The organism is Paraburkholderia sp. FW306-2-2C-D06C (assembly GCF_058781505.1).
Map to the genome: position 1 here is coordinate 34,304 of NZ_JBYSWU010000022.1, position 25,239 is coordinate 59,542.

Annotated in this window: 23 protein-coding genes, 1 tRNA gene and 1 pseudogene; 21 read left to right on the plus strand and 4 right to left on the minus strand. The window is 60.3% G+C overall.

Annotation, left to right across the window (positions count from 1 at the left end; genetic code table 11):
* Positions 1 to 31: 31 nt before the first annotated feature.
* The 6 genes from AC3WLT_RS18230 to AC3WLT_RS18255 all read left to right on the plus strand — a co-directional run bounded on the left by AC3WLT_RS18230 (position 32) and on the right by AC3WLT_RS18255 (position 5,538).
* Positions 32 to 427, plus strand: coding sequence for a cytochrome b/b6 domain-containing protein (locus AC3WLT_RS18230; protein ID WP_492593093.1), 396 nt, complete (start codon positions 32 to 34; stop codon positions 425 to 427).
* An 89-nt stretch (positions 428 to 516) separates the two neighbouring features.
* Entirely contained in the window at positions 517 to 1,512 is a 996-nt protein-coding gene (gene fdhE / locus AC3WLT_RS18235) for a formate dehydrogenase accessory protein FdhE (protein ID WP_492593094.1), read from the plus strand.
* A 14-nt stretch (positions 1,513 to 1,526) separates the two neighbouring features.
* A complete protein-coding gene (gene selA / locus AC3WLT_RS18240) occupies positions 1,527 to 2,978 on the plus strand; it encodes an L-seryl-tRNA(Sec) selenium transferase (protein WP_492593095.1) in 1,452 nt (483 codons plus the stop codon).
* Positions 2,975 to 4,885, plus strand: coding sequence for a selenocysteine-specific translation elongation factor (selB, locus tag AC3WLT_RS18245; protein ID WP_492593096.1), 1,911 nt, complete (start codon positions 2,975 to 2,977; stop codon positions 4,883 to 4,885). Before selA ends, selB begins: the two co-directional genes overlap by 4 nt.
* Before the next feature lie 27 nt (positions 4,886 to 4,912).
* Positions 4,913 to 5,008 (plus strand) — tRNA-Sec (locus AC3WLT_RS18250).
* Positions 5,009 to 5,034: 26 nt separating this feature from the next.
* A complete protein-coding gene (locus AC3WLT_RS18255; protein ID WP_492593097.1) occupies positions 5,035 to 5,538 on the plus strand; it encodes a PDDEXK nuclease domain-containing protein in 504 nt (167 codons plus the stop codon).
* Here AC3WLT_RS18255 and AC3WLT_RS18260 read toward each other — a convergent pair.
* Positions 5,457 to 6,350, minus strand: a complete 894-nt coding sequence (locus tag AC3WLT_RS18260) for a LysR family transcriptional regulator (protein ID WP_492593098.1) — start codon at positions 6,348 to 6,350, stop codon at positions 5,457 to 5,459. The genes AC3WLT_RS18255 and AC3WLT_RS18260 overlap by 82 nt on opposite strands.
* A gap of 114 nt (positions 6,351 to 6,464) precedes the next feature.
* Between AC3WLT_RS18260 and AC3WLT_RS18265 the strand changes: the two genes are divergently transcribed.
* The 15 genes and pseudogenes from AC3WLT_RS18265 to AC3WLT_RS18335 all read left to right on the plus strand — a co-directional run bounded on the left by AC3WLT_RS18265 (position 6,465) and on the right by AC3WLT_RS18335 (position 21,710).
* Positions 6,465 to 7,208 (plus strand): SDR family oxidoreductase, encoded by a 744-nt coding sequence (locus tag AC3WLT_RS18265; RefSeq protein ID WP_492593099.1) that lies wholly within the window; start codon positions 6,465 to 6,467, stop codon positions 7,206 to 7,208.
* A 432-nt stretch (positions 7,209 to 7,640) separates the two neighbouring features.
* Positions 7,641 to 8,360 (plus strand): FadR/GntR family transcriptional regulator, encoded by a 720-nt coding sequence (locus tag AC3WLT_RS18270; protein WP_492593100.1) that lies wholly within the window; start codon positions 7,641 to 7,643, stop codon positions 8,358 to 8,360.
* A gap of 125 nt (positions 8,361 to 8,485) precedes the next feature.
* Positions 8,486 to 9,253, plus strand: a complete 768-nt coding sequence (locus AC3WLT_RS18275) for an SDR family oxidoreductase (protein WP_492593101.1) — start codon at positions 8,486 to 8,488, stop codon at positions 9,251 to 9,253.
* Positions 9,254 to 9,343: 90 nt separating this feature from the next.
* Positions 9,344 to 10,636 (plus strand): MFS transporter, encoded by a 1,293-nt coding sequence (locus tag AC3WLT_RS18280; protein WP_492593102.1) that lies wholly within the window; start codon positions 9,344 to 9,346, stop codon positions 10,634 to 10,636.
* A 101-nt stretch (positions 10,637 to 10,737) separates the two neighbouring features.
* Complete coding sequence (locus AC3WLT_RS18285; protein ID WP_492593103.1) at positions 10,738 to 12,072, plus strand: MFS transporter; 1,335 nt, start codon at positions 10,738 to 10,740, stop codon at positions 12,070 to 12,072.
* A 58-nt stretch (positions 12,073 to 12,130) separates the two neighbouring features.
* A complete protein-coding gene (locus AC3WLT_RS18290; RefSeq protein WP_492593104.1) occupies positions 12,131 to 13,171 on the plus strand; it encodes an L-idonate 5-dehydrogenase in 1,041 nt (346 codons plus the stop codon).
* A gap of 55 nt (positions 13,172 to 13,226) precedes the next feature.
* The gene (locus AC3WLT_RS18295) at positions 13,227 to 14,474 is read left to right on the plus strand and encodes an enolase C-terminal domain-like protein (protein ID WP_492593105.1); all 1,248 of its coding nucleotides are present in this window, start codon (positions 13,227 to 13,229) and stop codon (positions 14,472 to 14,474) included.
* 1,025 nt (positions 14,475 to 15,499) lie between these two features.
* Positions 15,500 to 15,727: a DUF1326 domain-containing protein gene (locus AC3WLT_RS18300; RefSeq protein ID WP_492593106.1), complete on the plus strand. Its 228-nt coding sequence runs from the start codon at positions 15,500 to 15,502 to the stop codon at positions 15,725 to 15,727.
* 91 nt (positions 15,728 to 15,818) lie between these two features.
* Entirely contained in the window at positions 15,819 to 16,604 is a 786-nt protein-coding gene (locus tag AC3WLT_RS18305; RefSeq protein WP_492593107.1) for a DUF2182 domain-containing protein, read from the plus strand.
* Between the two features lie 80 nt (positions 16,605 to 16,684).
* Positions 16,685 to 17,278, plus strand: a complete 594-nt coding sequence (locus AC3WLT_RS18310) for a DUF1326 domain-containing protein (RefSeq protein ID WP_492593108.1) — start codon at positions 16,685 to 16,687, stop codon at positions 17,276 to 17,278.
* Positions 17,279 to 17,776: 498 nt separating this feature from the next.
* Positions 17,777 to 18,160, plus strand: a complete 384-nt coding sequence (locus tag AC3WLT_RS18315) for a hypothetical protein (RefSeq protein WP_492593109.1) — start codon at positions 17,777 to 17,779, stop codon at positions 18,158 to 18,160.
* 695 nt (positions 18,161 to 18,855) lie between these two features.
* Positions 18,856 to 19,422 (plus strand): phosphatase PAP2 family protein, encoded by a 567-nt coding sequence (locus AC3WLT_RS18320; RefSeq protein ID WP_492593110.1) that lies wholly within the window; start codon positions 18,856 to 18,858, stop codon positions 19,420 to 19,422.
* Positions 19,423 to 19,557: 135 nt separating this feature from the next.
* Complete coding sequence (locus AC3WLT_RS18325; RefSeq protein ID WP_492593111.1) at positions 19,558 to 19,815, plus strand: hypothetical protein; 258 nt, start codon at positions 19,558 to 19,560, stop codon at positions 19,813 to 19,815.
* 878 nt (positions 19,816 to 20,693) lie between these two features.
* A pseudogene (locus AC3WLT_RS18330) lies at positions 20,694 to 21,068 on the plus strand (helix-turn-helix domain-containing protein); the annotation flags it as partial.
* Between the two features lie 339 nt (positions 21,069 to 21,407).
* Positions 21,408 to 21,710 (plus strand): hypothetical protein, encoded by a 303-nt coding sequence (locus tag AC3WLT_RS18335; RefSeq protein WP_492593159.1) that lies wholly within the window; start codon positions 21,408 to 21,410, stop codon positions 21,708 to 21,710.
* A 129-nt stretch (positions 21,711 to 21,839) separates the two neighbouring features.
* On the opposite strand, the gene AC3WLT_RS18340 is transcribed toward AC3WLT_RS18335, so the two are convergent.
* The 3 genes from AC3WLT_RS18340 to rfbC form a co-directional block, all read right to left on the minus strand.
* Entirely contained in the window at positions 21,840 to 22,844 is a 1,005-nt protein-coding gene (locus AC3WLT_RS18340; RefSeq protein ID WP_492593112.1) for a GlxA family transcriptional regulator, read from the minus strand.
* Between the two features lie 286 nt (positions 22,845 to 23,130).
* Positions 23,131 to 23,409, minus strand: coding sequence for a DUF1488 family protein (locus AC3WLT_RS18345; protein WP_492593113.1), 279 nt, complete (start codon positions 23,407 to 23,409; stop codon positions 23,131 to 23,133).
* 359 nt (positions 23,410 to 23,768) lie between these two features.
* Positions 23,769 to 24,317, minus strand: a complete 549-nt coding sequence (gene rfbC / locus AC3WLT_RS18350; RefSeq protein ID WP_492593114.1) for a dTDP-4-dehydrorhamnose 3,5-epimerase — start codon at positions 24,315 to 24,317, stop codon at positions 23,769 to 23,771.
* Between the last annotated feature and the right edge of the window lie 922 nt (positions 24,318 to 25,239).

Consider the following 25,239-nt stretch of genomic DNA (forward strand, 5'->3'; position numbering starts at 1 on the left):
GTCGCACCGCAGCAATTACAGCAATTGACAATTGCTGAGCCAGGTGCCACGCACCCGTGAACTTCACGGCAGGACTTTGCGGCGACGTGCTCAACAATCGCGAGGAAAAACTCCCCGCGATCGGCAAGTACAATGCCGGTCAAAAGCTGCTATTTTTCACGATGTGATCTGCCTGCTGCTGTTGCTGGCAAGCGGCATTGTGATCTGGCGCCGGTATTTCTCGATCTATTTTTCGATCGACATCATCCGGCTCGCGGCGGTGGTTCATGCTGCTGCGGCGTTCGTGCTGATCGTCGGCATCGTCGTGCATATTTATGCGGCCTTGTGGATCAAGGGATCGGTCGGCGCGATGACACGCGGCACCGTGACGTACGGCTGGGCGAGAAAGCATCATCCGAACTGGTTCAAGGAGATGATCGGCAAGTAGTGCAGCGCGTTTTTTTACCGCGCTGCATCCGGGCGGCCGCCTTTGTTCGACGAACCGCAGCGGCTCTTCAGTTTTCAGAGGTCGATACTTTGGTTCAACGCATTCTTGAAGCCGGCGATATCGAGTCGCTCGATCACTCGGCCATTCCTCGCATTCGTACGCCTGAGCGCCTGGCGGTGTTTTCGGCTCGCGCCGCGCGGCTGCGTCAACTGGCGGCGCTCAGCAATCCGATCGCCGGCTACTTGCGCCTGATGGCCGCGCTCGCCGACGCGCAGCAGGCCGTCATGGCCGGCTTCAAGGCGCAGCCGCCCAGCGCCGAGTTGATCGCGAGCGCGCAGCAGCATTCGATGCCGCTGATACCGGCGCTGTCCGGCGTGCGCGATCCGGCCTGGCACGACGTTCTGATTCAACTGCTCGACAGGCTGCAAGCCGCCGGACCGCTGACGCCGCCGCTCGAAGCGCTCATCGCCAGGGTGAAAACGCTCGACGCCGCCACGCTCGAATCCCAGGCCGACGCGATCTTCGCGCAGCGTTTCGCCGAAGTCGATCCGGCGAGTGCGCCGTTCATCATGGCCGCGCTGCAAGTGGTCTGGACCGACCTCGCCGCGGATATCGACAAGCGCGACGTCCCGTACCTGGAAACGCTCGGCCTGTGTCCCGTGTGCGGCTCGCATCCGGTGGCGAGCACGGTGCGCATAGGCGGCGTGTATGACAACTACCGCTATCTGCAATGCGGCCTGTGCGCGACCGAGTGGCATATGGTCCGGTCGAAATGTTCGAATTGCGATTCGACCAAGGGCATTGCGTATCACACGCTTGGATCGCCGGACGCCGATGCCGCGACGAAAGAAGCAGAATCCGCCAACGCGGCTTTGAAAGCGGAATCGTGCGACGAATGCCATACTTACCGGAAGATCGGCTACCAGTCCAAGGACTACGATTTCGATCCGTTCGCGGACGATCTCGCCAGCCTCACACTGGACTTGCTGATGGGCGAGGAAGGTTACAGGCGGGCGTCGCCGCACCCGTGGCTCTGGCCTGAACAGGCCGCCACCGCAGCGGACCCTTCCGGCGAGTCCGATTAAAAGAGGATTGTCTCGTGAGCGATGTGACGGGCGCTGAACTGCGGGCGCTAATGGGGCGCGTGCCATCGGTGGAGAAGGTGATGGCGTCGGCTGAGTTTGCGCCGCTCGTAGCCGAGTTCGGTCGCACGCAGGTCTTGAGCGCGTTGCGCGATGCGCTCGATAGCTGGCGCGCCAGCGTGCAGTCGGGCGATACGTCCAGGGAAACGTTGCGCGCGCTCGACGTGGAGCAGTTGACGGTATCGGTGGGAGCGGCGCTGCGCAAGCGCAATCAGCCCCGTTTGCGCAGCGTTTTCAATCTGACCGGCACGGTGCTGCATACCAATCTCGGCCGCGCACTGTTGCCCGACGAAGCCGTGCGCGCCGTCATGAAAGCGCTCACGCAACCGGCCAACCTCGAGTTCGATCTTGCGACCGGCAAGCGCGGCGATCGCGACGATCTGATCGACGAACTCATCTGCGAGCTGACTGGCGCTGAAGCAGCAACCGTGGTCAACAACAACGCCGCGGCCGTGTTGCTCACACTGTCGGCGCTCGCTTCGAAGAAGGAAGTGATCGTGTCGCGCGGCGAGCTGGTCGAAATTGGCGGCGCGTTCCGCATTCCCGACATCATGAGCCGCGCGGGCGCGAAGCTGCGCGAAGTCGGCACGACGAATCGCACGCATCTGAAGGACTACGAGGAAGCCATCAGCCCGCGCACCGCGCTGCTGATGAAAGTTCACGCGAGCAACTACGCGATTAACGGATTCACCAAAGAGGTCGGGGTCGGTGAAATCGCGCCGCTTGCTCACTCGCGAGGTCTCGCCGTGGCCGTGGATCTCGGTAGCGGCACGCTCGTCGATCTGACCCAATGGGGTTTGCCGCATGAGACCACAGTGCGGGAAACCATCGAAGCCGGAGCCGACCTCGTCACGTTCAGCGGCGACAAATTGCTGGGAGGCCCGCAAGCCGGATTGATCGTCGGGCGGCGCGACCTGATTGCGCGGATCAAGAAGCATCCGCTCAAACGCGCGCTGCGGGTCGGCAAACTGACGCTCGCGGCGCTGGAGCCGGTGCTGCAACTCTATCGTTCGCCGGAGCAGCTTGCCGGGCGGCTGACTACGCTGCGTTTGCTCACGCGTCCCGCCGACGAGATCCGGCTCGCCGCGGAGCGCGTGCAACCCGCGTTGCAGCGCGCGATCGGCGAACGCTACGCGGTGGCAGTGGAGCCCATGTTCAGCCAGATCGGCAGCGGCGCGTTGCCTGTCGATGTGCTGGCGAGTTACGGCCTTGTCGTCAGGATGGCTGACGGAAAGCGCGGCGGCCGTCAGTTGTTTGCGCTGGAAAAGGTGCTGCGCGACATGGCGCGGCCGATCATCGGCCGGATCGCGGACGATGCGCTGCGCCTCGATCTGCGCTGTCTCGAAGCCGCCGACGAAGCGCAACTGCTCGAGCAACTGCTTGAGCAACCGAAGGGCGCACACGCATGATCGTCGGTACGGCAGGACATATCGATCATGGCAAGACGAGTCTGGTAAGAGCGCTTTCCGGAGTCGATACGGACCGGCTGAAGGAAGAAAAGGCGCGCGGCATCTCGATCGAACTGGGCTATGCGTACATGCCGCTCGAGAACGGCGAGGTGCTCGGCCTGATCGACGTTCCGGGCCACGAAAAGCTCGTCCACACCATGACCGCCGGCGCGAGCGGCATCGATTTCGCGCTGCTCGTGATCGCTGCCGACGATGGCGTGATGCCGCAAACGCGCGAGCATCTGGCGATTGTTCAACTGCTCGGCATCGAGCGCGGTGCGATAGCATTGACCAAGATCGATCGCGTGGACGCACAGCGGCTGCAGGACGTGCATGAAGAGATTGCATCGTTTCTGAGCGGCAGCGTGTTGCAGGACGCACCCGTGTTCGATACCTGCGCCATGCGTGCTGATGATCCCGGCGTGGCTGCGTTGAAGACGCATCTATGTACAGCGGCGCGAGCGTGGCGGATGAAGCGCGACGACGGTCTGTTCCGGCTCGCGGTCGACCGGGTTTTCACGCTCGCGGGACAGGGGACGATTGTGACGGGGACGGTGGTGTCGGGGCGCGTCAATGTCGGCGATACGATGCTGCTCGTGCCGAAGCGTCAGCCCGTGCGCGTGCGCAGCATTCATTCGCAGAATCGTCCGGCTGCCGTTGGGCGGGCAGGGGAGCGCTGCGCACTGAATCTTGCGGGTATCGACAAGAGTGCGATCGATCGCGGCGACTGGATCGTCGACCCGCGTCTGTCGCAAGCGTCGGAACGTGTCGATGTCATGCTGACGCTGCTTGCCGATGCGCCGACGCTGGCGCACTGGGCGCCGCTGCACGTGCATCTGGGCACGCAGCATCAGGTCGCGCATGTCGCGCTGCTCGACGGTCCGGCGCTTGCCGCAGGTCAGAGCGGGCGTGTGCAACTCGTGTTCGAACGGCCGGTGTGCGCGCTTCCCGGCGACCGTTTTGTCGTGCGGAATGCGCAGGCGAATCGCACCATCGGCGGCGGTCATGTGCTCGATCCGTTTGCGCCGGCGCGCAAGCGCCGCTCGGCTGAGCGCCTCGCGTGGCTCGATGCGTTGCAGACCATGCTCGATACAGGACCGCTCGACGCCATGCTCGCGCGCGCGCCTCATGGCTTGTCACGGTCGCTGCTGGAGCGCCTGACGGGCATGCCGGCCGCGGCGCTTGATTTGCCGCTCGACACGCGCGTGGTCGAGCTTCCCGGCAACGACGCATTGCTCGTCGCGAACGCGGCATGGCAGGCGCTGGCTGCGCGATTGACGGCGGCGCTGAAGCAATACCACGAACGCGTGCCGGACGAACTGGGCCCCGATGCGTCACGCTTGCGGCGGATCGCGGCACCGCTCGTGGATGAGGCGCTGTGGCGCGCGCTGGTCGATGATGCTGAGGCGCGCGGCGAGATCGTCCGGCGCGGGCCCTGGTTGCATCTTCCGGACCATGCGGTGACGCTCGACGACGCCGATCGCTCGCTCGCGGCGGCGCTGTTGCCGGCGGTGAAGGAGGGGCGCTTCGATCCGCCGTGGGTCCGCGATCTTGCAAGCGCGCATGGCGTATCCGAGGACCGCGTGCGTCAGTTGATGCGCAAGCTCGCGCGGCAAGGCGAGATTTTTCAGGTCGTGCGCGACCTCTTTTATCATCCTGATGCGATTCGCGAACTGGCTTCGATTGCTGCCGCTGAAGCGCGAAAGAATGCGGGTACAGTGGCCGCCGCGCCGTTTCGCGATGTCACGGGCCTTGGACGAAAGCGTGCGATTCAGCTCTTAGAGTTTTTCGACCGGGTTGGTTATACTCGCTTCCACCGTGGCCTGCATCTGATGCGCACGGACAGTCGTTGGCTCGATCTGCTCTGACGCACAGCGACTGATTTGATCACCGTAGGAAGGCATCCGTATCCGGTGGTGCGGCTGGGCTTCAAACCCAGTTGAGGGCGTCAGCCGCTCTCAGGTCGGTTCGACTCCGGCTGCCTTCCGCCAGGACGCTCCCGGAGCTTGCCGGGGCTTTGTTCGAGCGCAGCGCAATTTCACGAAAACCGGCAGAAGCGGTGCAGCACGACCTGGCGCAACTGCGGCAGGAGCAGCGCGTGTCGCCGGACGTATTGCTCAAGGATCCGTATGTGCTGGATTTCCTCGGGCTTAACGACCGCTACCTGGAGAATGATCGCGAGGATGCCATCTTGCGCGAGATGGAGCAGTTCCTCCTCGAGCTCGGTGCCGGTTTCACTTTCGTGGCCCGCCAGAAGCGCGTGCAGATCGATCATGACGATTTCTACATCGACCTGCTGTTCTACAACCGCAAGCTCAAACGGCTTGTGGCTATCGAGCTGAAACTAGGCGCCTTCAAGGCCGAGTACAAGAGTCAGATAGAACTGTATCTGCGCTGGCTGGCGAAGTACGAGCAAGAGCCCGATGAGCCAAGCTACGGCTACTGGTCGGACAGCGTCTTCACCAAGCTATCAAATACCAGACGAACGCGTAGGGGAACAGGTCCCCGCTGTGGACGATAGACGCAAAGGTCCCAGGGGTCCGGTGCAAACTCCAGCAGCACCGGTACCAGTTCACCAGCAGCAATATGCGTGTCAGCCAAAAACCCGGCGAGCTGGCCGAAGGCCAGCCCCGATAACACCGCATCGCGCTCGGCCTCGGAGTCGTTGCTAGTGAAGACCGGTTTCGATGGTGTGTACTGCTGGCCGTCCGCGAACCACCAGGGCCATGGCCGCCCCGTTGTGACGTCATGCATGACCGTGGTGGGTAGCTCTTCCAGATCGCGGACATGCGTTGGCCGTCCGAGCCTTTCGATCAACGCCGGTGCGCCAACGGCGTGGAAGGCATGTGTTGCGACCTTGCGCGCCACATAGCGGCTATCGCGCAGGAAACCGAATCGCACGCCGATATCGATTCGTTCGTCAATGACATCGGCCGGCTGGTCGCTCAAGTCGAGATCAATGCACAACCCGGGATGACGTATCGCGATGTCGGTCAGGGTGGGCAACACGCCGATACGACCCAGTGCTTTGGGCGCCGTAACACGGACGACCCCTGCGAGTTCGGAACTGTCCCGATGGAGGTGCGGTGCAAACAGGCTGTCGACCTGCAGAAGACCGTCCTTGGCACGTGTGGCGAGTTGCTCTCCAAACGCGGTAATTCGGATCTGACGTGTGTTTCTGTGGAACAGCAATTCCCCCTGGATGCGCTCCAGTTCCTGGATGGCGCGCGTGACCGCCTGTGGCGAGATGCCAAGTCGGACCGCCGCGTTTTTGAAGCTGCCGGATTCTGCAGCGGCTACGAAGATGCGCAGCATTTCCAGTCGATTAAGCATGGTGGCGATGGTTCCACTTTCAGGAATTCTGAAATCTTAACATTTCCATTTTCAGCAAGAATGGTCGCGCCGATACTCGTTCCATCGCAACGAGATTTCTCGCAAGGAGATGAGATGAGCAAGAACATCGAAGGGAAAGTGGTGGTGATTACAGGCGCCAGCAGTGGCCTTGGCGAAACCACCGCGCGCCACTTGGCTGCGCTTGGTGCATCCGTGGTACTGGCAGCACGTCGTGCGGACCGGCTCGCAGGCATTGCCGAAGAGATCCGCTCGGCGGGTGGCAAGGTTGAAGTTGTGCCGACCGACGTAACTAGCCAGGGCGACGTGCACGCGCTAATCGATACCGCCGTGCGCGTGTTCGGCAAGGTCGATGTGCTGATCAACAACGCTGGCCTGATGGCCATCGCACCCCTGAGCGAGGCGAAGGTCGACGAGTGGGATCGCATGATCGACATCAACATCAAGGGCGTGCTGTACGGCATTGCGGCGGCGTTGCCTGTATTCCAACGGCAGGGCAGCGGGCACTTCATCAATATCGCCTCCGTTGCCGGCATCAAGGTTTTTAGCCCGGGTGGGACTGTCTACAGCGGCACCAAGTTTGCGGTGCGTGCGATCTCGGAAGGGCTGCGCCATGAAGTGGGCGGAGCGATCCGCACGACGACGATCGAACCAGGTGCAGTCGATTCGGAACTGAAACTGGGCAGTTCGCACGAAGCGAGCGCGCAGTTCGTGCGCGACTTCTACCAGATTGCGATTCCGTCCGATGCCGTGGCGCGCGCCATCGCCTACGCGATCGAGCAGCCCGCAGATGTGGATATCAACGAGATTGTCTTGCGACCGACGGTACAGGAGTTCTAAACGGCAACGGGCCCCGGGGCGATGCCTCTCCGGGGCTTTTTTGCGCCGCAGAACCAATGACCGTATCGGCCGAAGAACTGCCAATGGGAAAGCTCTGGGCACCGTTGATCGGCGATTTGGAACGGCGGCCTCAAATCTGAAGTGCAACACCGTTTCGTGCGCTCTCTAACCCATAGCGTCACATCCCGGATCTCGGGTGTTGCAGCGACTTCGCTTCAGTCGGAGATTGATTGAGCTACCGATAAGCTCCGGCACAGGCGTAGCAGGCCGTTCCGTATCGAAATAGCCGAGGACACCCGACGCTTTAACAAGCTTGTTGTTTCGGGTGGCCGACGACAAGTGGGAGAGCCGGACCTCGGGTCAACCCGAATTGCGTCAGGGCGTCCATGCCACTATCTTTCTACATCATACGTATGATCTAGAGGGCGAATCGTGGCAACCTTGCACAGGCAGGTTCTAAATCAGATGGGCGAGCAGATTTGCTCAGGCAAATTCATGCCCGGCGATATTCTGCCGGCCGAGCCCGTTCTTGCCGAGCAGATGCAGGTGAGCCGCATCACCATCCGCGAGACGATGAAATCGCTCTCCGCCAAGGGCATGCTCGAAGTGCGCCGCCGCTACGGCACGGTCGTGCTGCCGCGCTCGCAATGGCAATTGTTCGATCCGGACGTGATCACGTGGCGTGCGCGAGCGGGCGCCATCGAGCCGAGTCTCGTCGAAGACCTGATGGAACTGCGCCTGATCATCGAGCCGAATGCCGCGAAACTCGCCGCGAAGCGCGCGACCGAAGAGGATCGCATCGCGGTGCGGCGCGCATTCAAGAAGATGGAACGGGCCGTCGCGGGCCACGGCGAGTACGTTCCCGCCGACCTCGCGTTTCACGGCGCCGTCCTCACCGCCTGCCACAACCAGTTCATCCAGCAGATGCAGAACGCGTTGTCGGCGATCTTGCGTACGAGCTTCGAACTTAGCTCTGAGATCGCCGGTGGCCCGGCCCGTTCGCTGCCGATGCACGAAGCGCTTTGCGTCGCGATCGAGAATGGCGATCCGGCAGCGGCTGAACAGGCTGTCCTGACACTCATCGAGCGTGCCGAGAAGGATTTCGAGGACCGCGCCGCCCTGAATCGCACCGCCAACGACCAGCCCGCTTAGCAGACTGCCTGGCTAGCTGCCCGGCAGCCTCGCCAGCGGCGACCCCACACTAACGTTATCGCGAACGTATCAATGGTCGCGAGGGGCGCACTCGCGCCTCGCAACTGAATCGAGAGGATCAGCACATGACACAGTTATTCGATCTGAGCGGCCGCACGGCGCTCGTCACCGGTTCGGCGCGCGGCATCGGCTTCGCACTGGCAGAGGGACTGGCGGCTGCGGGCGCCAGCGTCGTCCTGAATGGCACACGCGCCGATACGGTTGACGAAGCTGTCGACCGGCTCAAAAGCAAAGGATTCAACGCACAAGGCCGCGCGTTCGACGTCACCGACGAACAGGCGGTCGCCGAAGCGTTTGCGCAATGGGACAAGGACGGCGTGCAGATCGACATCGTCATCAACAACGCCGGTATCCAGTTTCGCAAGCCACTGGTCGAACTCGAACTGAATGATTGGCAACGCGTGATCGATACGAATCTGACGAGTGCATTCATCGTTGCGAAGCAGGCTGCACGACGGATGATTGCGCGCGGCACCGGCGGCAAGATCATCAACATCGGCTCGCTCACGAGCGAAGCCGGGCGCGCGACAGTCGGCGCCTACACGGCGGCGAAGGGCGGCATCAAGATGCTGACCCGCGCGATGAGCGCGGAGTGGGCGGCCTCGAACATTCAGGCGAACGCGATCGGTCCGGGCTACATCCTGACCGACATGAACAAGGCGCTGATCGAAAACGCCGCTTTCGACGCCTGGGTCAGGAGCAGCAATCCTTCGCAACGCTGGGGCAAGCCGGAAGAACTCGTCGGCACGGCGGTGTATCTGGCTTCGCCGGCATCGAGCTATGTGAACGGCCAGATCATCTACGTCGACGGTGGCTGGCTGGCCGTACTTTGACGCAGCTTTGAAGCAGGTCCGCGCGGGCACATCAAAACAAATCACGACTCGCGCCAAATAGTCCGTACGCCGTACCGATCTGGAGACATCATGGAAAGCGTCAAACCCGTAGCAACCCAAAGATGGTGGTATCTGATGCCCATCATCTTCATCACCTACAGCCTCGCCTATCTCGATCGCGCGAACTACGGTTTTGCCGCGGCGGCCGGCATCGACAAGGATCTCGGCATCACGCACGGCACGTCGTCGCTGATCGGCTCTCTGTTCTTTCTCGGCTACTGCCTGTTTCAGGTGCCCGGCGCGATCTACGCCCAGCGCAACAGTGTGAAGAAGCTGATCTTCTTCAGCCTGATCCTGTGGGGACTGTGCGCCGCGGCAACCGGCATGGTCAGCAACATTCCGATGCTGATGGCGCTGCGTTTCATACTCGGCGTGGTGGAGGCGGCCGTCATGCCGTCGATGCTGATGTACATCAGCCGCTGGTTCACGCGCAGCGAACGCTCGCGTGCCAACACGTTCCTGATTCTCGGCAATCCGGTGACGGTGCTGTGGATGTCGGTGGTGTCGGGCTACCTGGTGCACAGCTTCGGGTGGCGCGAGATGTTCATTCTTGAAGGCCTGCCCGCGCTCGCATGGGCGGTGGTCTGGTGGTTCACTGTGAAGGATCGCCCGGCCGACGCGCCGTGGATGACCAACGCCGAAAAGACGGAACTCGACGCGCGTCTGAAGGCCGAACAGGCGAACATCGCGCCGGTGCGCGATTACAAGGCGGCGTTCCGTTCGTCGATCGTGCTGAAGTGCTGCGCAATTCACGCGCTGTGGAGCGTCGGTGTGTACGGCTTCATCATGTGGCTGCCGTCGATTCTCAAGGCCGCTTCGACGATCGATATCGTGTCGGTCGGCTGGCTGGCCGCCGTTCCGTATCTCGCCGCGATTATCCTGATGCTGCTCGCGTCCTGGCTCTCCGACAAGACGCGCAATCGCAAGCTGTTCGTCTGGCCGTTGCTGCTGATCGGGACCGTCGCATTCGTGGCTTCGTACCTGATCGGCGGATCGCACTTCTGGATTTCGTTCGCGCTGCTGGTGGTGGCGGGCGCCACGATGTACGCACCGTATGGCCCGTTCTTCGCGCTCGTGCCGGAGCTGATTCCGAGCAACGTGCTGGGTGGCGCGATCGGCCTCATCAATGCATGCGGCGCCCTCGGCGCATTCCTTGGATCGTGGGTGGTCGGTTATCTGAACGGCGCGACCGGCAGCCCCGCGGTCTCGTACATCTTCATGGCGGTCGCTCTGTTGCTCTCCGTCATCCTGATGATCACCGTACCGGCGCGTTCTGACCAACTGGCAAAACGTGAAGGACCGCTCACGCTGCGCCGCACGTAAGCGTAACGAATTGCCCGCACCAGCCCTGCGCTCCCGGCGCTTCGAGCCGGGCAGGACTGGCAGCCGCCTGCCTGTGCGGCGGGCCACCCAAATCAAAGGGAATGCTGATGAAATTCCAGAGCACATCCACCCTGAGCACCGGGCAGGCGCGATCCGCGGTCGCGGCCAAAGCCACGAAAAAACGTTTCGTTGTCGGTTTCCTGCTGTTCCTCGGCATCGCGGTCAACTACATGGATCGCAGCAATCTGTCGCTGGCGGCTCCGTTACTCGGACGCGACCTGAATCTGAGCCCTGTGCAACTCGGTCTGATTTTTTCGGCATTTGGCTGGTCGTACGCGATTCTGCAGATTCCAGGCGGCATGCTGGTCGATCGCGTCAAGCCGCGCATCCTGTATGCAATCCTGCTTTGCGGATGGTCGGTGGCGACGTGCCTTCAGGCGGCCGTGAACGGCTTCTCGGCCCTTTTCGGTTTGCGCGTGCTGCTCGGCACATTCGAAGCGCCTTCGTATCCGGTCAATAACCGCGTCGTCACCACGTGGTTTCCCGAGCGCGAGCGCGCCACTGCGATCGCGTTCTACACCTCTGGCCAGTTTGTCGGCATTGCATTTTTCATGCCGCTGCTCGTCTATATTCAGACGACGTTCGGCTGGCGCGGCATGCTGTTTTTCACTGGCGCTGCAGGCGTCGTGTATAGCATGGTGTGGTTTATTTTTTATCGCGACCCGAAGGACAGCAAGGCCGACGCCGCCGAACTCGATTACATCCGGCAGGGCGGCGGACTGGTCGATGCCGGCGAGCAGGGCGGCATCCGAAAAAGCGGTTGGGCCGATTTCAAATATGTGCTGAAGAACCGCAATATCTGGGGCGTATTTATCGGCCAGTTTTGCCTGTCGTCGATCCTATGGTTCTTCCTCACCTGGTTTCCGACCTACCTCGTCAAGTATCGCGGGATGACGACCCTCAAGATGGGATTCATGGCGTCGGTACCGTTTCTGGCGGCCTATGTCGGCATTCTCTGTTCAGGTTTTCTATCGGATTTTCTGCTTAGGCGCGGGTTCTCCGTCGGTTTTGCGCGCAAGCTGCCTGTCATTTCCGGCCTGGTACTCGCGACGTCGATCGTCGGAGCCAACTATGTGCAGGACCAGACCGCCATCATCCTCTTCATGTCACTGGCGTTCTTCGGGAACGGCATGGCGTCGATCACCTGGGCGTTCGTCTCCGCACTCGCGCCGAAGAGCCTGATTGGCCTCACCGGCGGAATGTTCAACTTCATGGGCAATCTGTCGGCCATCGCGGTGCCGATCGTGATCGGCGTGCTGGTCAAGGACGGACACTTCGAATCGGCGCTGGTCTTCATCGGGGCGCTGGCGCTTGTCGGCGCGCTGTCTTATGTGTTTATCGTCGGCAAGGTCGAACGCATCGTGCTGCCCGAATGAGTCGCGGGAAGTGGCGAGGTCTTTGGCGCCAACGAAATGATTGAAACAGGAGTTTTTCATGGAAGCGCGCGCTTGCGTATTGCACGCAGAAAAGGATTTACGGATAGAAGCTGTCGATGTGGCGGACATCGGGGAGAACCAGGTGCTGGTTCGCATCGGCGCCGGCGGAATTTGCGGGTCCGACCTGCACTATTACCTGCACGGCGGCTTCGGTGTGGTACGCGTGAAGCAGCCGATCGTGCTCGGTCATGAGGTAGCGGGAACGGTGGAGGCTGTCGGCGGCAAGGTCACCCGCGTCAAACCCGGCGATCGCATTGCGCTGAACCCGAGCCGCCCGTGCGGACATTGCAGGTTCTGTCTGGCCGGAGAACAGCAGCATTGCGCGGACATGTGGTTCTACGGCAGCGCGATGCGAGTCCCGCACAGTCAAGGCGCGTTTCGCGAGCTGATCGCGGCCGAGGCATATCAATGCGAGCCGGTCGGGACCGCGGTCTCGCTTGGCGAGGCGGCCTGTGCCGAACCCCTGGCCGTCGCGTTGCATGCGGTCAGTCAGGCCGGCTCTGTGACCGGCAAGCGTGTGCTGGTGACCGGTTCTGGCCCGATCGGCGCGCTGGTCGTGGCGGCCGCCCGCTATGCCGGCGCGCTCGAAGTGGTCGCCACCGACATCCACGACGCGCCGCTCGCGAAAGCCACGGAAATGGGCGCCACCCGCACGCTCAATGTCTCGACGGAGCCGGGTCTGAAGGCGGACGAATTCACCGCGGAGAAGGGCTATTTCGATGTCGCGATTGAATGTACCGGTGCGGCAGCGGTGCTGAAGGACGTGATCCCGGCGTTGCGTCCACGCGGCACCATCGTGCAGGTCGGGGTCACCGGCGACGTGCCGATTCCGATCAACGCGCTGGTCGGCAAGGAAATCCGCTTGCAGGGCGCGTTTCGCTTTCACGGCGAATATGCGCTGGCCGCGCGGCTCATCAAGGAAGGTCGCATCGACGTGAAACCGATTATCACCGCCACGCTGCCTATCGAGCGCGCGATTGAGGCCTTCGATCTCGCGGCGGATCGCAGCGCGCAGATGAAAGTGCAGATCACGTTCTGATGAAGAACCCGGCAACGTGCGTCCGATTCATTGATTCGATTTTGGCAAACTGAACATGGCAACCCTGATTACCGATGTAAAGGTCATCCTGACCGCGCCGGAAGGCATCAACCTGATCGTCGTGAAGATCGAGACCAACCAGCCCGGTCTGGTGGGTCTCGGATGCGCGACGTTTGCTTACCGGCACTTGGCGGTGAAGTGCCTCATCGAGGAATATCTGCGGCCGTTGCTGATCGGTCGCGATGCCGAGGCGATCGAGGAACTGTGGCAACTGATGCATCAGAACGCGTACTGGCGGAATGGTCCGATCGAGAACAACGCGATCTCTGGTGTGGATATGGCGCTGTGGGACATCAAGGGCAAGATGGCGAACATGCCGCTCTATCAGCTCTTCGGGGGCAAGTGCCGCGAAGGCGTGCCGATTTATCGACACGCGGATGGCCGCGATCTGAACGAGTTGTGCGAGAACATTCAGAAGTATCGCGAGCAGGGCATCACCCACATCCGCTGCCAGAGCGGCGGATACGGCGGGGGAGGCTTCGGCAGGGCACCCGCGAGCGCACCCGAAGGCGCGGCGGACGGCGTGTATCTCGACAGCAGAAAGTACATGCGGGAGACGCTCAAGCTGTTCGACGGCATTCGCAGCAAGGTCGGTTTCGACGTCGAGTTGTGCCATGACGTGCATGAACGCCTGAAGCCGGTGGAAGCGATCCGCTTCGCGTGCGAACTGGAACAGTACGAGCTGCTCTTTCTCGAAGACGCGATTGCGCTCGAAGAAGGCGAATGGATGCGTCAGCTACGCGCCAAAACTACCACGCCGTTGGCGCAGGGTGAGCTGTTCAACAACCCGTACGAATGGCGGTTTCTGATCACCGAGCGCCTGATCGACTTCATCCGCGTGCATCTCAGCCAGATCGGCGGGATTACGGCGGGACGAAAACTGCAGATCTTTGCCGAGCAGTTTGGGGTAAGGACCGCATGGCACGGCCCGGGCGACATGTCGCCGTTGGCGCATGCGGCGAACATTCATATCGATCTCGCCGCGCGCAATTTCGGCGTGCAGGAATGGTCGGGGACCGAGCCGCCAAACTTCGTGATCCAGGATCTGAAAGGCCCGCGGGCGGCGCTGCTTGACGTCTTCCCGGGCCTGCCCGAGTTCAGGAGCGGGCACGTTTATGCCAATGACAAACCGGGCCTGGGCGTGGACATCGACGAAGCCGAAGCGGCGAAATATCCGTGCGAAAACACGGCGACCACCTGGACGCAGACCCGGCTGAAGGATGGAACGCTGCAGACCCCCTGAGAGAGTCTTGCCCGCACGTCCGGTAATGTGCGCAGATAATCGCCGGCCGCCAACGCATCCTGCGCACGCAGCTCGGGCGGCACGTACGTAGGGAGCAGCAGCACTAACTGCTACTTGAGACTGCCGCAGACGTCATGGCCACATTCCGCGAGGCCGCCGAGACGTTTATCCGGGCACGTGAGATCGGACCGTAGTCTTGAAGATAGGTGACAAAGCCGAAAGCGCCATTCAGGTCTACTGTTGATGAAACTCCGCAACTGTATGTGCGGAAGCGCACAGACAAATTCCCGAAATGGCAGACGGCTTGCCAGCGTTCCATTGGAGGCCGGCGTCACCTCTACCTTCCAGTCACGAGCCTTTTTCTGGTGGTCCGTGTGAGGAGTTGAGGAGGGTGCCGGGATTTCCGGGGGAGTCCACGTACGGACATTCACCAAATCGCTTTGGGACGCCGCGTCGATCCGGCTTGATTATTGGCTGACGCGCTCCAGGCCTTTTGCCTCAAGCACAGAGGACGCTTCGGGCTTCTTCATGAGAAACCGGATTAACGCCTCTGAGGCTTTGACATCGGCTGCGTGTGTGCTGACACCTGAAGTACCGGTGTTCCACCTGCTCAAAAGCTGCCGGTCGAAATGACGATTCAACCTATCCTGCAACGGACGGTCAGGGGCGCCACCGGCTCTCTCTTGCCCAAAAGTCTGCCTGGGTCGTGCATCGTGTCGCCCGGATGGGTCGATCACAAATAAAAAACGCTGGATCAATAAACCGCTACAACAACATGCAACCCCAAGGTTTCGATGCCGATGCATACTGCTGCCGCTCCGGCACACGATCGGCTGGATTTCGCTTAGTGCGGCATCTAATCTTAATCAAGATCCTTCCGCAAGCTTCGTAATAGATCCGCCGTAACGACTTCGATTACAAATCCTCGGGTTGGATGCATGGCCAAGGGGCCGTATTGTTGACGGTCGGCCCGACAATTTGGTCCGGTGATTGACTGCAGGCGGCAGGAAAAGGAGGGACGAAACATGAACAACCCGATGCCGACGAATTGGCGCATGGCCGGCGAAGAGGTGGCGAGTTGCAACTGCGCGTGGGGCTGTCCCTGCCAGTTCAATGCGCTGCCCACCGACGGGTGTTGTGAGGCAGTCATCGGTTCCGGGATCCAGGCGGGCGAGTACGGCGGCACCCGTCTCGATGGCCTGCGCTTCGCGCAGAACGCTCAGCTCAATGAGCTTGACTGGAGCAATGCCTGAGCCCTCCGCGCGACACCTCGATTCCAGGATTCCGTCTGCGGATCCGCAGGCGGGCATCGGTGCCCACGTAAGCGACCACGAAGAGAACGCCATGTCCCCCCCTCGCGCTTCGGAGGTGTCCGGCCGACCGGTTGCCGTCGGATGGGCCGTTCTGGCCAGGCGGGAAAACCTTCTTCCGGGTGCCGTGCTCCTGCTGCTGGCGGCGGCAAGCTGGGCCTACACCCTCCAGCAAGGCCGCGCCATGGACCAGATGGGCATGGCCGGGCAAATGGACGGCCGCATCGTGTTCTTTCTCGTGGCCTGGGCAGCGATGATGGTCGCGATGATGCTCCCGGCCGCGCTGCCCCTGATGCTGCTCTATCGGGCCACCACTCGCGAGCGTCCAGGACGCCCCGGTGCGGGGTCGGGAATGGCCGCGCTGTTCACGGGCTATGTGGTGCTTTGGACCGCCGCCGGGCTGCCGGTGTATGCGTATCAGCGGATCATCGACCACATGGGTGAAGGAGTGGCCATTGTCCCTGGTTTGCTGCTGCTCGCGGGGGGTGTCTATCAGTTCACGCGGCTCAAACGCAGTTGCCACACGCGGTGCAGCAACCCGCTGTTTTTCCTGATGCGGCACTGGCGGCCGGGCGCGCGCGGTGCTTTGCGTCTCGGTGTGCTGCATGCGGCCGACTGCATCGGATGCTGTGCCGGTCTGATGCTCGCGCTCGTCGCGCTCGGCGCAATGAATATGGCGTGGATGCTCACGGCGGCGGTCATCATTTTCATCGAGAAGACCTTGCCTGGCGGGCATCGCGTCGCTCGGCCCCTGGGAACGGCGCTGATCGCGGGCGGGCTCGCGATGCTGGCGATACCCTGGCTCGGCAGAATCCCGTAGCCAGAAAGGAAGGCGGCGACACGGCTCGCGAGCGCGAGCCGTGTCGCGTTCGACAACAAGCGAAATTAAGGAGGCATGCTATGGCTTGGCATATCGTGGGAACCTACTACGCACCATGCAGTTGCAAGGTTGGCTGCCCTTGCATCCTGGGTGAGATGGAAGGCGATCAGGTCTGGTGCTCGGGCGGTCAGTGGATCCAGATTGACCGTGGCGATGTCGATGGCGTCGACGTGAGCGGCGTCAAGCTGGCTTTCGTTGCTGACTGGCCCAAAGGCTTCCTGGGCGGCGAGGGCGTCGGGCGCATCTACTTCGATCCCGCGGTTTCGGCCGCACAGAGGGCCACGCTCGAGCCGCTGTTCAAGGGTCAGCGGGGCGGCGTCTACGAAGTCGTCGGGCAGCTCGTCAAGCAATGGCTGCCGACCCAGGAGGCGCCGATCGATATCCAGAGCGGACCGGACGAGACGCACATCACGGTGGGTAAAATCGGCGTGGCGGTCGCCAAACCGCTGCGCGGTGCCACCGGCGAACTCACGCGCCTGCTGCACGGCGCAGCCGCCTTCCGCGACAACATTGGACTCGCCAACGGTAAAGGCACTTACTGGCGCGATCCCGACATGCGGCAATGGGACAGCCTGGGGCACGCGGAGATTACCGAGTTCGACTGGAGCGTATGACGGGCAACCGAAAGGAGCCGACCGACGCGCGGCAGTGTTCCGATAGGGCGCAGACTGTTGGGCCGCAACCTTAAGGATGCGGCCCGTTGTCCTGTTCGGGGAGGGGGGCCGGTGACGATGCGCCGCAAGACGGGAAAGGCGCTGGTTTAGCGAGCGCGCATCGTGCTGGTCTGTGCTGATGGCGCCGATAACAAGATGGTCGCCGCGACACTGCACGTCACGCAACAAACAGTGTCCAGCCGCCGACCGCGCCGAACTCACAGTCGCGAATACGCGTAGCGCACCATCAAGTGAAGCTCGGCGGAATCCGTCAATGTTTCGGCGGACGCAGTTAGATCGGACGGCGGATTATCTGTCTTGGAGTCTTCGATCTCTACTGGCGTTAACTAGATGCAGCCGCCTGTGCGACAGTGATGGCCGCTTTTTTGCGCACATGCATTGGCAATGCCGCGCCCATTACACAGTACGGTATGACTCCGTCTGGACACGCTATTCATCATGACTCGGCGGCTTGATTTCGACCTGCTAGCGCGCACGGAACTGCTGACCTATCTTGTTGCTTCGCAATTGGCAAAGCGTCAGAAGACCGGGCGATGGCCCAAGGTCGAATACCTTGTCGAGTCCACACGTCTCTGGCTGCGGTTAAACGGTCGCGAAGCCGACTGGTTGCAGCGCGTGACGCTGGCCTGCCGTGCGCAATATCTGGCGAAAAATGTAGCATGGGCCTGGCAAAGAAGGTACGACGCGAAAACGATAGAAGGCGCGTTTTTCGGTGGCCTGCGCCTCGACTTCGGGTCTCCAGCGGTGATCGAAATCTTTATCGTCTGCGCGGCCAATCTCCCCGGGCAGTTAGCCTTCCCCGGCAAGTCGAGCATTGCCTGACGTTCGGTTTTGCAGATTGGGACCGCGCGGTGCGTGCGATGTCTCGGTGAGATATGCCGAAAGAAAAGCGGCGGATAAGGCCAAAATATTGTCCATCAGTCTGATGCGCCGCAGCATAAGCTCCGTGATACCAGATTGCTAGATGCAGCTCGCTCCGGCGAGCGGTACACAGGAGGCGGGGTTGCATGGACATTGCTCTTTCGATTCTCTCCAGACTTTGCATTGCGTGGATCGTTGTCTATTTGTTCTTCAGTTTCCTGTCTGCCTCGTGGGTCGGGAAGCGACACGGCCGAACTCTCGTTCTTCTTGAGTTTCAGCCGCGTCGCGCTCGCGGCGCGAGGGAGGCTGCGAGAGCTAGATTGCTGAAGCGGATGGGCCTGTGCGCGGCCTTGGCATTGCCAGTCGGTATCGCATCGGCCGTCGTCTCCGTGATTCTTTCGTAGATATTCCTCGCGACAGAATCGATTAACACACGCTTACCGTCGACACTACAAAATGAGTCACCGGATTTCAACCAGGGTGACGTTCGCAGACATCTCTGCCTGCGCACCTGCTGTCAGTATTGTGGGACTGGTCGAGCATTCCGCAATCAGACTTGCGGATAAATTTTATGTCGGGCGCCAGACCCTGGGCGTTATAGCGAATACGGCCCCATCTGCTAATCTGTCACGCATTCAACTGGACATGCACACGAAATGTGGAATGCGATCAGCAACTTCGGCGACGCTGCCGTTACCCTGCCGCTGGCAATGGCCTGCGCAATATGGATCGCCTCATCGAATCGACTCGCGGCAGCTTACTGGCTGTTTCTTCTGTCAGCGGGGATGGCAATCGTCGGGGCAACGAAGATCCTGTACGCCGGCTGCGGCATAGAGATTAGCGAAATAGGATTCCGTGTGGTCAGCGGGCACACGATGCTCTCGTCAGCGGTATGGACGACTTGCGTCGCGTTGTTTCTCCGCCGTACCGGGCACCTGTCCATCGGTATAGCTCTGGGTCTCGCGAGCGGCGCTCTCATTGGTGTTGCTCGCGTGTTCGAAGAAGCGCACACCCTGTCGGAGGTCATCGTTGGTTGGGCGCTTGGCTCAACCGTCGCATTGGCCTTCGTGCGCGTGCTCGACAAATCACACGTTGAACTGCGAGGCACCTTTGTTGCTGCTACATCACTTCTGCTGGTATCTGGGATAGCCTACGGACACCACGCGCCCTTTCAATCTTTGATCGAGCGGTATTCGCCCGGCGTCTGCGCGCGCTTCCTGTAGTCGTCTGCGTGGCCCGTCTCCTCGGCGGATAACGCCACAACATTGGCGATCAAGAAGCGGTGTCGAAACATAAACTCTGCTATCCAGACTAAATTCCGTTCGTTCTGCCGGGCGGTACAGAGGACGTAGGGTCGCATGGTAATCGCTCTTTCGGTTCTCTCGAGACTCTGCTTCGTCTGGATCATTGTCTATCTGATTTTCAGTTTCCATTCCTCCATATCGGTCGCTACTCGACATAGCAAGGGACTCGTCTTTCTTGAGTTTCAGCCGCATCGTGCGCGTGACACAAGGGAGATCGCCAAGGCCAGCTTGTTGCAGCGAATGGCGCTATGCGCGGCCTTGGCATTACCTTTGGGTATTGCGACATTCGTCGTCGGTGTGGTGATCTCATAGAGATTCACGACTGCGGAATCAGTCAGGCCAGCTAGGGGCCAGTCGGGCGACGACCTATGTTGCCGGCTATGGACGGCGCGAGAGGTGTCCTCGCGAAGGGATCGCGCGATCGTGCGTCCCGGTCGGCTATGAAGATCGGCCGCAGAACGCATTAAGCAGGGTCGATCGGCTTTGGCCATTACAGGTGCAGAGAGTGGCGTGGCGTGACCGGGTCACAGAGTTCACGCTGTTGAATGGCGCTTAATGTTTGGTGCGATGGCTCTGGCCCCCTTTTCTCGTGCTGACATTTCTTAACAACTTTGTTGAGTGCTTTCGCGTAGACTCGGCCGTCGAAGTGCATTCGATCATACAGGCGTTGCCCATCAATTCGTCCACCCGCTCGCCACCGACCACTCTCGTTGCTGCGCTCCGCAAGCGCACCTGTTCACATGAGAATCGCCATCCTGGAATCCGATACCATAGCGCTTGACTGTGCGCTCGAAATCCTGTCGTCCGCTGGGCATCTCTGTTTTGGCGCGCTATGCGACAAAACATTGCACGGGCTACTCGAACAGGTGCTCGTCGATCTGGTGATACTCGATTGGGTGGCGCCGGATGCTCTCCGATACGATACTTTGCGCTGTCTGTGCAGACATGGATCCGCGATCCCCGTAATCCTGTGCGTCACGTCGCGCACGTCGCGCCAAGTGATCGCCGCGGGACTGAATAGCGGCGCAAACATTTGCCTCGAGAAACCGCTCGGCAGCGCGCAGTCGCTTGCGCACATTCATGCTTTGGGGCGCCGTAGCGTTTCTACGTCCACAGTCTTTTCAACCCGGCCCATGTCTCAGGATCGCGCGAGCAAGCTGTAGTCGACCGAATCGGAGTTCACCGCGATTGTGCGCAAGTACGCCTCGGTCTTTGTGAGCGAGCAGATCCAGACGTCAGCGCGATGGTTAGAAGCCAATGGCAATCGGTCGATCTCGATCGACGACGCGGCACAGGTCGCCGCCATGAGCGAACGGAACTTCCTGCGCCGCTTCAAAATGGAAATGGGCCAGACCCCGTCCGACTATCTTTTGTACGTACGGCTCGACTTGGTCTGCCGTCTTCTTATTGAAACTAACCTCCCCGTCGACAAGATTGCGCGCCGATGCGGGACCGGCAGTGGCGGACGTCCCGCTAAACTTTTCCGCACGCATCTTGCGACGACGCCAGCCGGGTATCGATCGAGCAAACATCCTTCGCGCGGGTTGTCGCAGCGAGTCGTTTGAAAGACAAGCAGTCACGTTCCCTATGCGGCCTTGAGCGCGGCTGCTTTGAGCTATTGCGGAATCGACATCTGTGAAGTGGGTAATCCTGAGGTCAAGGGGGATGCACGGGACACTCGCACGAGGCGCCACGCTGACTTGCTAAGAGGCTGGAATGCATCCGCCAACATAATGACGCATTCAGCCACTCGATATTCGCTCTAGAGATGGTTATGTAACATGCAATCGTCGATTGCGCGAGACTCGTTTTCGATCGACCCAAACAACTTGTCATTTGATGGCGGCCCCACACCTGGCCGCTTCGCTTCTGTCATTGATAACGCCTTAAAGGCGCGAAAAGCAATGGACGAATTTCTTCCTGGATATTTGATCCGCGAACAGGCGGCGGTCGGCGCGCTCGTGATATTCGGCGTGTTGCGCATCATCGGTGCAGCCGTCGCCTTCGAACGGGGCTGGCGCATTGCGGTCGTGGAAAGGAGTTTCATTGCCATAGCGATACTGTATTGCGTGCCGCAACTGTTCGATATGCTTATGGAGTTGTACCGCGCACGTATTGCGGCAGCGGAGTTTGAAGGTAAGGCCGCCGGATGTGCGATCGCGCTCTTCTGCGCGCCGATTGTCAGTCACCGGCTTGGCTACGAATAGTTGGCGCCATCGGTCCAATACTCCGCTCTCCGCTTCAAATTCCCCAACCGCGGCGACCATCGGCTACCGATCCCTGTTGCTCGCCCCAACCGCCTTCGATCTCGCCCGGCGCCGGCTCTCTCTGGGACATTACCCTGATGTGATTGACTGCAGCTTACTCGCGCGATACTCAGTGGGCGTTGTTCCAAGATACCGCCGGAATATTTTCGAGAGTCGCCCACCACTACCGATGCCGCAACGTCGCGCCACCTTGTCCACCGGCAGGTTGGTTTCAGCAAGCAGCCGGCAACACATGTCAAGTCGCACGTACAAAAGGTAGTCCGACGGCGTCACACCCATCTCCATCTTGAATCGCCGCAAGAAATTCCGTTCGCTCATCGCGGCGACCTGCGCCGCTTCATCGATCGTGATCGAGCGGTCGCCGTTCATTTCGAGCCATCGTGCCGAGGTCTGGATCTTTTCGCTGACGTTGGCTGACACGCTCTTGCGAACGATTGCGGTGAATCGCGTTTCCGACTGGAGCTCGACGCGGCTGGCAATCTGGTGGGCGATTCCAGCGCCGAAATCAGTCTCGACCACCGCTAGCGCCGCTTGCAGCGGACTGCTGGCGTACGAGGGCAAGGTGGCTCTTAAGCCCATCTGTATCACTTGATTGGCCCTTTCGCCATACCGCAGGTCGCCGATAACGTGTCCAAATCCGGCGACGTCGAGCAGCAGGCGTCCTTCAGCGATGGGAAATATTAGTTCGGTGTACAGGGAAATGTGTCGCAGCCAACTAATCAGCCGATCATCCCGCAGCACAGCGTTCACACCCTTGCCGCCTGCAATGAATAGTGCGTGGAAGTTGTCCGGCTGAGTGCGCGAATCAATCTTGTCAGTCCAGACGAACACAGATGACGAACTCGCGATCCTGCCGCCGCTGACCGATAACAGACAGACGTCGTAACGTACTCCGCCGTCCCGGGTGGGCTCGCCCAGAGCATTCGCCGACTGGAAGACTTCCACGACTTTGGCTGTTTCCGGCAATGCAAAGCCGTTAAACAAGACGACGCCAACGCGTTTCACGGCGTAATTATTCGGTAAGACATGAGATTGCGCCGCACGCGAGCAACAGCCCTCCAAAAAATCTGCCATCTGAGAATCCCCCGTAAACAACTGGCCTCCTCAGACTTGTCTTGGAGCCGATCTCTTCCTTTTTGAGTCATCCTACACAGGGTTTTCGCGTAACGTTATTGATTGGCCGAATAGGCTAATGCGTTGGCGGGCGCGGACGAATTTTGCGTTGTGCATACACGCATGGTTTTGAGTGGTTTTATCTTCCGAGGCTTCGTCGTCGAGTTAAGTACACGCCGGCGGCTCGCGGCGGATCGTGGCCGGGCTGTGTCTGCGCGCGGCTCGCGAGCGAAGCAATGAGGCCCGTCTAGGAGCGTCCGCGAGAAAAATGCTTTGCGACAAGAACTATCGGCTCTGAATGCTTCCGCAACAATTGCCTCTCGACTACTGCGGCAATACGCATGCGCCCATTCCAGAATGTCCTGGATAAGCGCTCGCTGTTAGCGCGGTTTGGAACCCGGAAGCATTCTTCGAGCGCTTCGCGGGAGATAGTGCACTGTACTGCGCGATCGTGCCAGACAGCGACGACGTGCACCAGCTTGCCATCATCGGACAAGCGGATATCTTTCGATCGAGTAATATCCACCGAAGTTGCTCACCGAACGATGCCAAATCAATATTCGTATTGGCTAGACCACGTCGCGTGGTTTTCGCGCGTCGAACTTGCCTAGGCAGGAAGATACATCACGCGGATATGCAAAGCGCATTAGTGCCGTTCTGAGCACTGCCGCATGACAGCGGGAGGCCGCGAGGTTCTCCCACTGCAAAGCCGATTCTCCCGAACGGAGCAGCTTGAAACATAAATGCGTGAAAGCTGGCGCACACTTGAGTTCGCAGTTTTCGGCTGCTATTTCAAGGTGGGACTAAAGTGGGAGGTCTCGCCGGGCGTGGTGTTGCGCGCGTCAGAGGTGGAAGAGGCCGCCATTTCGGCGATGGCGTCTTCTATCAGTAGACTTCGGCCATGCTAAAGCTCACGCCGCCGGCATCAGCGGCCGCAGTAATTGGGCGTTCGTTCAGATTCCATGCAATGTCGATGTCGGGGTCGTCCCACTGCAACGTGCGTTCATGCTCGGCAGAGCGTCTTTCAGTGGCCTTGACTAGCACTTCGGCTAAGTCCGATAGCACCAGGAAACCATGCGCAAAGCCCGGCGGAATCCATAGCTGATGACAGTTGGATGTAGACAACCGTGCGCTGGTCCAGTGACCGAACGTGGCCGAGGAGCGCCGCAGGTCGACCGCCACGACGAACACCTCGCCTGCTACCACCCGAATCAATTTGCCTTGCGGTCGCTGGATCTGATAGTGCAGGCCACATAGAACGTTGCGCGTCGACACTGTGTGATATTCCTGCACGAACGTGTAGCCGCGCGTCACCTTTTCCTCGAATTCACTCTGGTCGAAGCTTTCGAAGAAGGCACCACGTGCATCGCCAAGGATGCGTGGTTCGATCACCTTGACGTCGCGAATTGTTGTGTGTTTAACGTGAATGCTCATGAGAGGCGATCGAAAGGTCTTAGAATTTTTCTTTGATGTTACAAGGCGGCATAGCTTCTATTCCGCCAAATGATTGGCGTAAGACGCCATTTGTCAGATTTATCCATTGACTCAATGTGAGCGGCAAATTCATGGTGCGATGCCGCATCTTTTTTTCGGGGCGTATCCAGATGGCGGTCAATTACTATGCCACCGCCCGGCAAGAAGACTGCAGCACGCACCTGAAGTTGGCGGGACGATGCTAGAAAAATGGATCGCCCGATGAGCAATCACTTGCTCGTCTATGCCTTTATCAACGCCATATAACGGATATTCTCGGTGATTTCAGCATTGTTTAATTTGATTTAAGTATGTAGGAATCCGATATATACGGGTTGAGTAAGTAACCAGTGTGATGGCGTGCCGATAGGGCGACCCGATCTCTCATCAAGGCAGCGAACGACATTGAATAACCATGTGCGCGTCAATCGTAGGAAGTTCGGGCGCAAACATCTTGGAACTTCCCGCGCGGCCGGGAGAGGCCCGCTGGCCGCGGCTCTCCTGTGGCACTGACGCGCGCGGAATTGCCAGCCACAACCGCCGGCACTAAAACGTGTCCACTATGTTTGCGTTATACATCGCTCGCGCCTCGCATTGCGGTGTCGCAATGCCGACGTTATCGCTCAACTGGCACGTGTTGCGAAAAGATGCTGAAGACAATTTCATAAGCGCAAATGTATCTGCCTTTTCGCGGGCAAGGGCAGGCGCCGTATGACTTCCGGCCGTTGTACGTTTCGGTAAATTGATACCGCAAGGGCGCTCTTGGCCTGATCCGCCAACCAGGGTCTCGTGAGCTAATCCGCCAACATGTTGGCCGTTTCCGTCAGCCACATTACGCCAGTTGGCGGTCTATGTATGATGCGCTGCAACTGCAGAAAATTCT

Excerpts from the sequence above, each read along its gene's own strand:
- AC3WLT_RS18310 (WP_492593108.1), top strand. The coding sequence starts at position 16,685 with ATGGCTTGGCATATCGTGGGAACCTACTACGCACCATGCAGTTGCAAG.
- AC3WLT_RS18320 (WP_492593110.1), top strand. The coding sequence starts at position 18,856 with ATGTGGAATGCGATCAGCAACTTCGGCGACGCTGCCGTTACCCTGCCG.
- AC3WLT_RS18260 (WP_492593098.1), bottom strand. The coding sequence starts at position 6,350 with ATGCTTAATCGACTGGAAATGCTGCGCATCTTCGTAGCCGCTGCAGAA.
- AC3WLT_RS18265 (WP_492593099.1), top strand. The coding sequence starts at position 6,465 with ATGAGCAAGAACATCGAAGGGAAAGTGGTGGTGATTACAGGCGCCAGC.
- AC3WLT_RS18280 (WP_492593102.1), top strand. The coding sequence starts at position 9,344 with ATGGAAAGCGTCAAACCCGTAGCAACCCAAAGATGGTGGTATCTGATG.
- AC3WLT_RS18295 (WP_492593105.1), top strand. The coding sequence starts at position 13,227 with ATGGCAACCCTGATTACCGATGTAAAGGTCATCCTGACCGCGCCGGAA.
- AC3WLT_RS18315 (WP_492593109.1), top strand. The coding sequence starts at position 17,777 with ATGACTCGGCGGCTTGATTTCGACCTGCTAGCGCGCACGGAACTGCTG.
- AC3WLT_RS18300 (WP_492593106.1), top strand. The coding sequence starts at position 15,500 with ATGAACAACCCGATGCCGACGAATTGGCGCATGGCCGGCGAAGAGGTG.
- AC3WLT_RS18275 (WP_492593101.1), top strand. The coding sequence starts at position 8,486 with ATGACACAGTTATTCGATCTGAGCGGCCGCACGGCGCTCGTCACCGGT.
- AC3WLT_RS18325 (WP_492593111.1), top strand. The coding sequence starts at position 19,558 with ATGGTAATCGCTCTTTCGGTTCTCTCGAGACTCTGCTTCGTCTGGATC.
- rfbC (WP_492593114.1), bottom strand. The coding sequence starts at position 24,317 with ATGAGCATTCACGTTAAACACACAACAATTCGCGACGTCAAGGTGATC.
- AC3WLT_RS18340 (WP_492593112.1), bottom strand. The coding sequence starts at position 22,844 with ATGGCAGATTTTTTGGAGGGCTGTTGCTCGCGTGCGGCGCAATCTCAT.
- AC3WLT_RS18335 (WP_492593159.1), top strand. The coding sequence starts at position 21,408 with ATGGACGAATTTCTTCCTGGATATTTGATCCGCGAACAGGCGGCGGTC.
- AC3WLT_RS18305 (WP_492593107.1), top strand. The coding sequence starts at position 15,819 with ATGTCCCCCCCTCGCGCTTCGGAGGTGTCCGGCCGACCGGTTGCCGTC.
- AC3WLT_RS18285 (WP_492593103.1), top strand. The coding sequence starts at position 10,738 with ATGCTGATGAAATTCCAGAGCACATCCACCCTGAGCACCGGGCAGGCG.
- AC3WLT_RS18290 (WP_492593104.1), top strand. The coding sequence starts at position 12,131 with ATGGAAGCGCGCGCTTGCGTATTGCACGCAGAAAAGGATTTACGGATA.
- selB (WP_492593096.1), top strand. The coding sequence starts at position 2,975 with ATGATCGTCGGTACGGCAGGACATATCGATCATGGCAAGACGAGTCTG.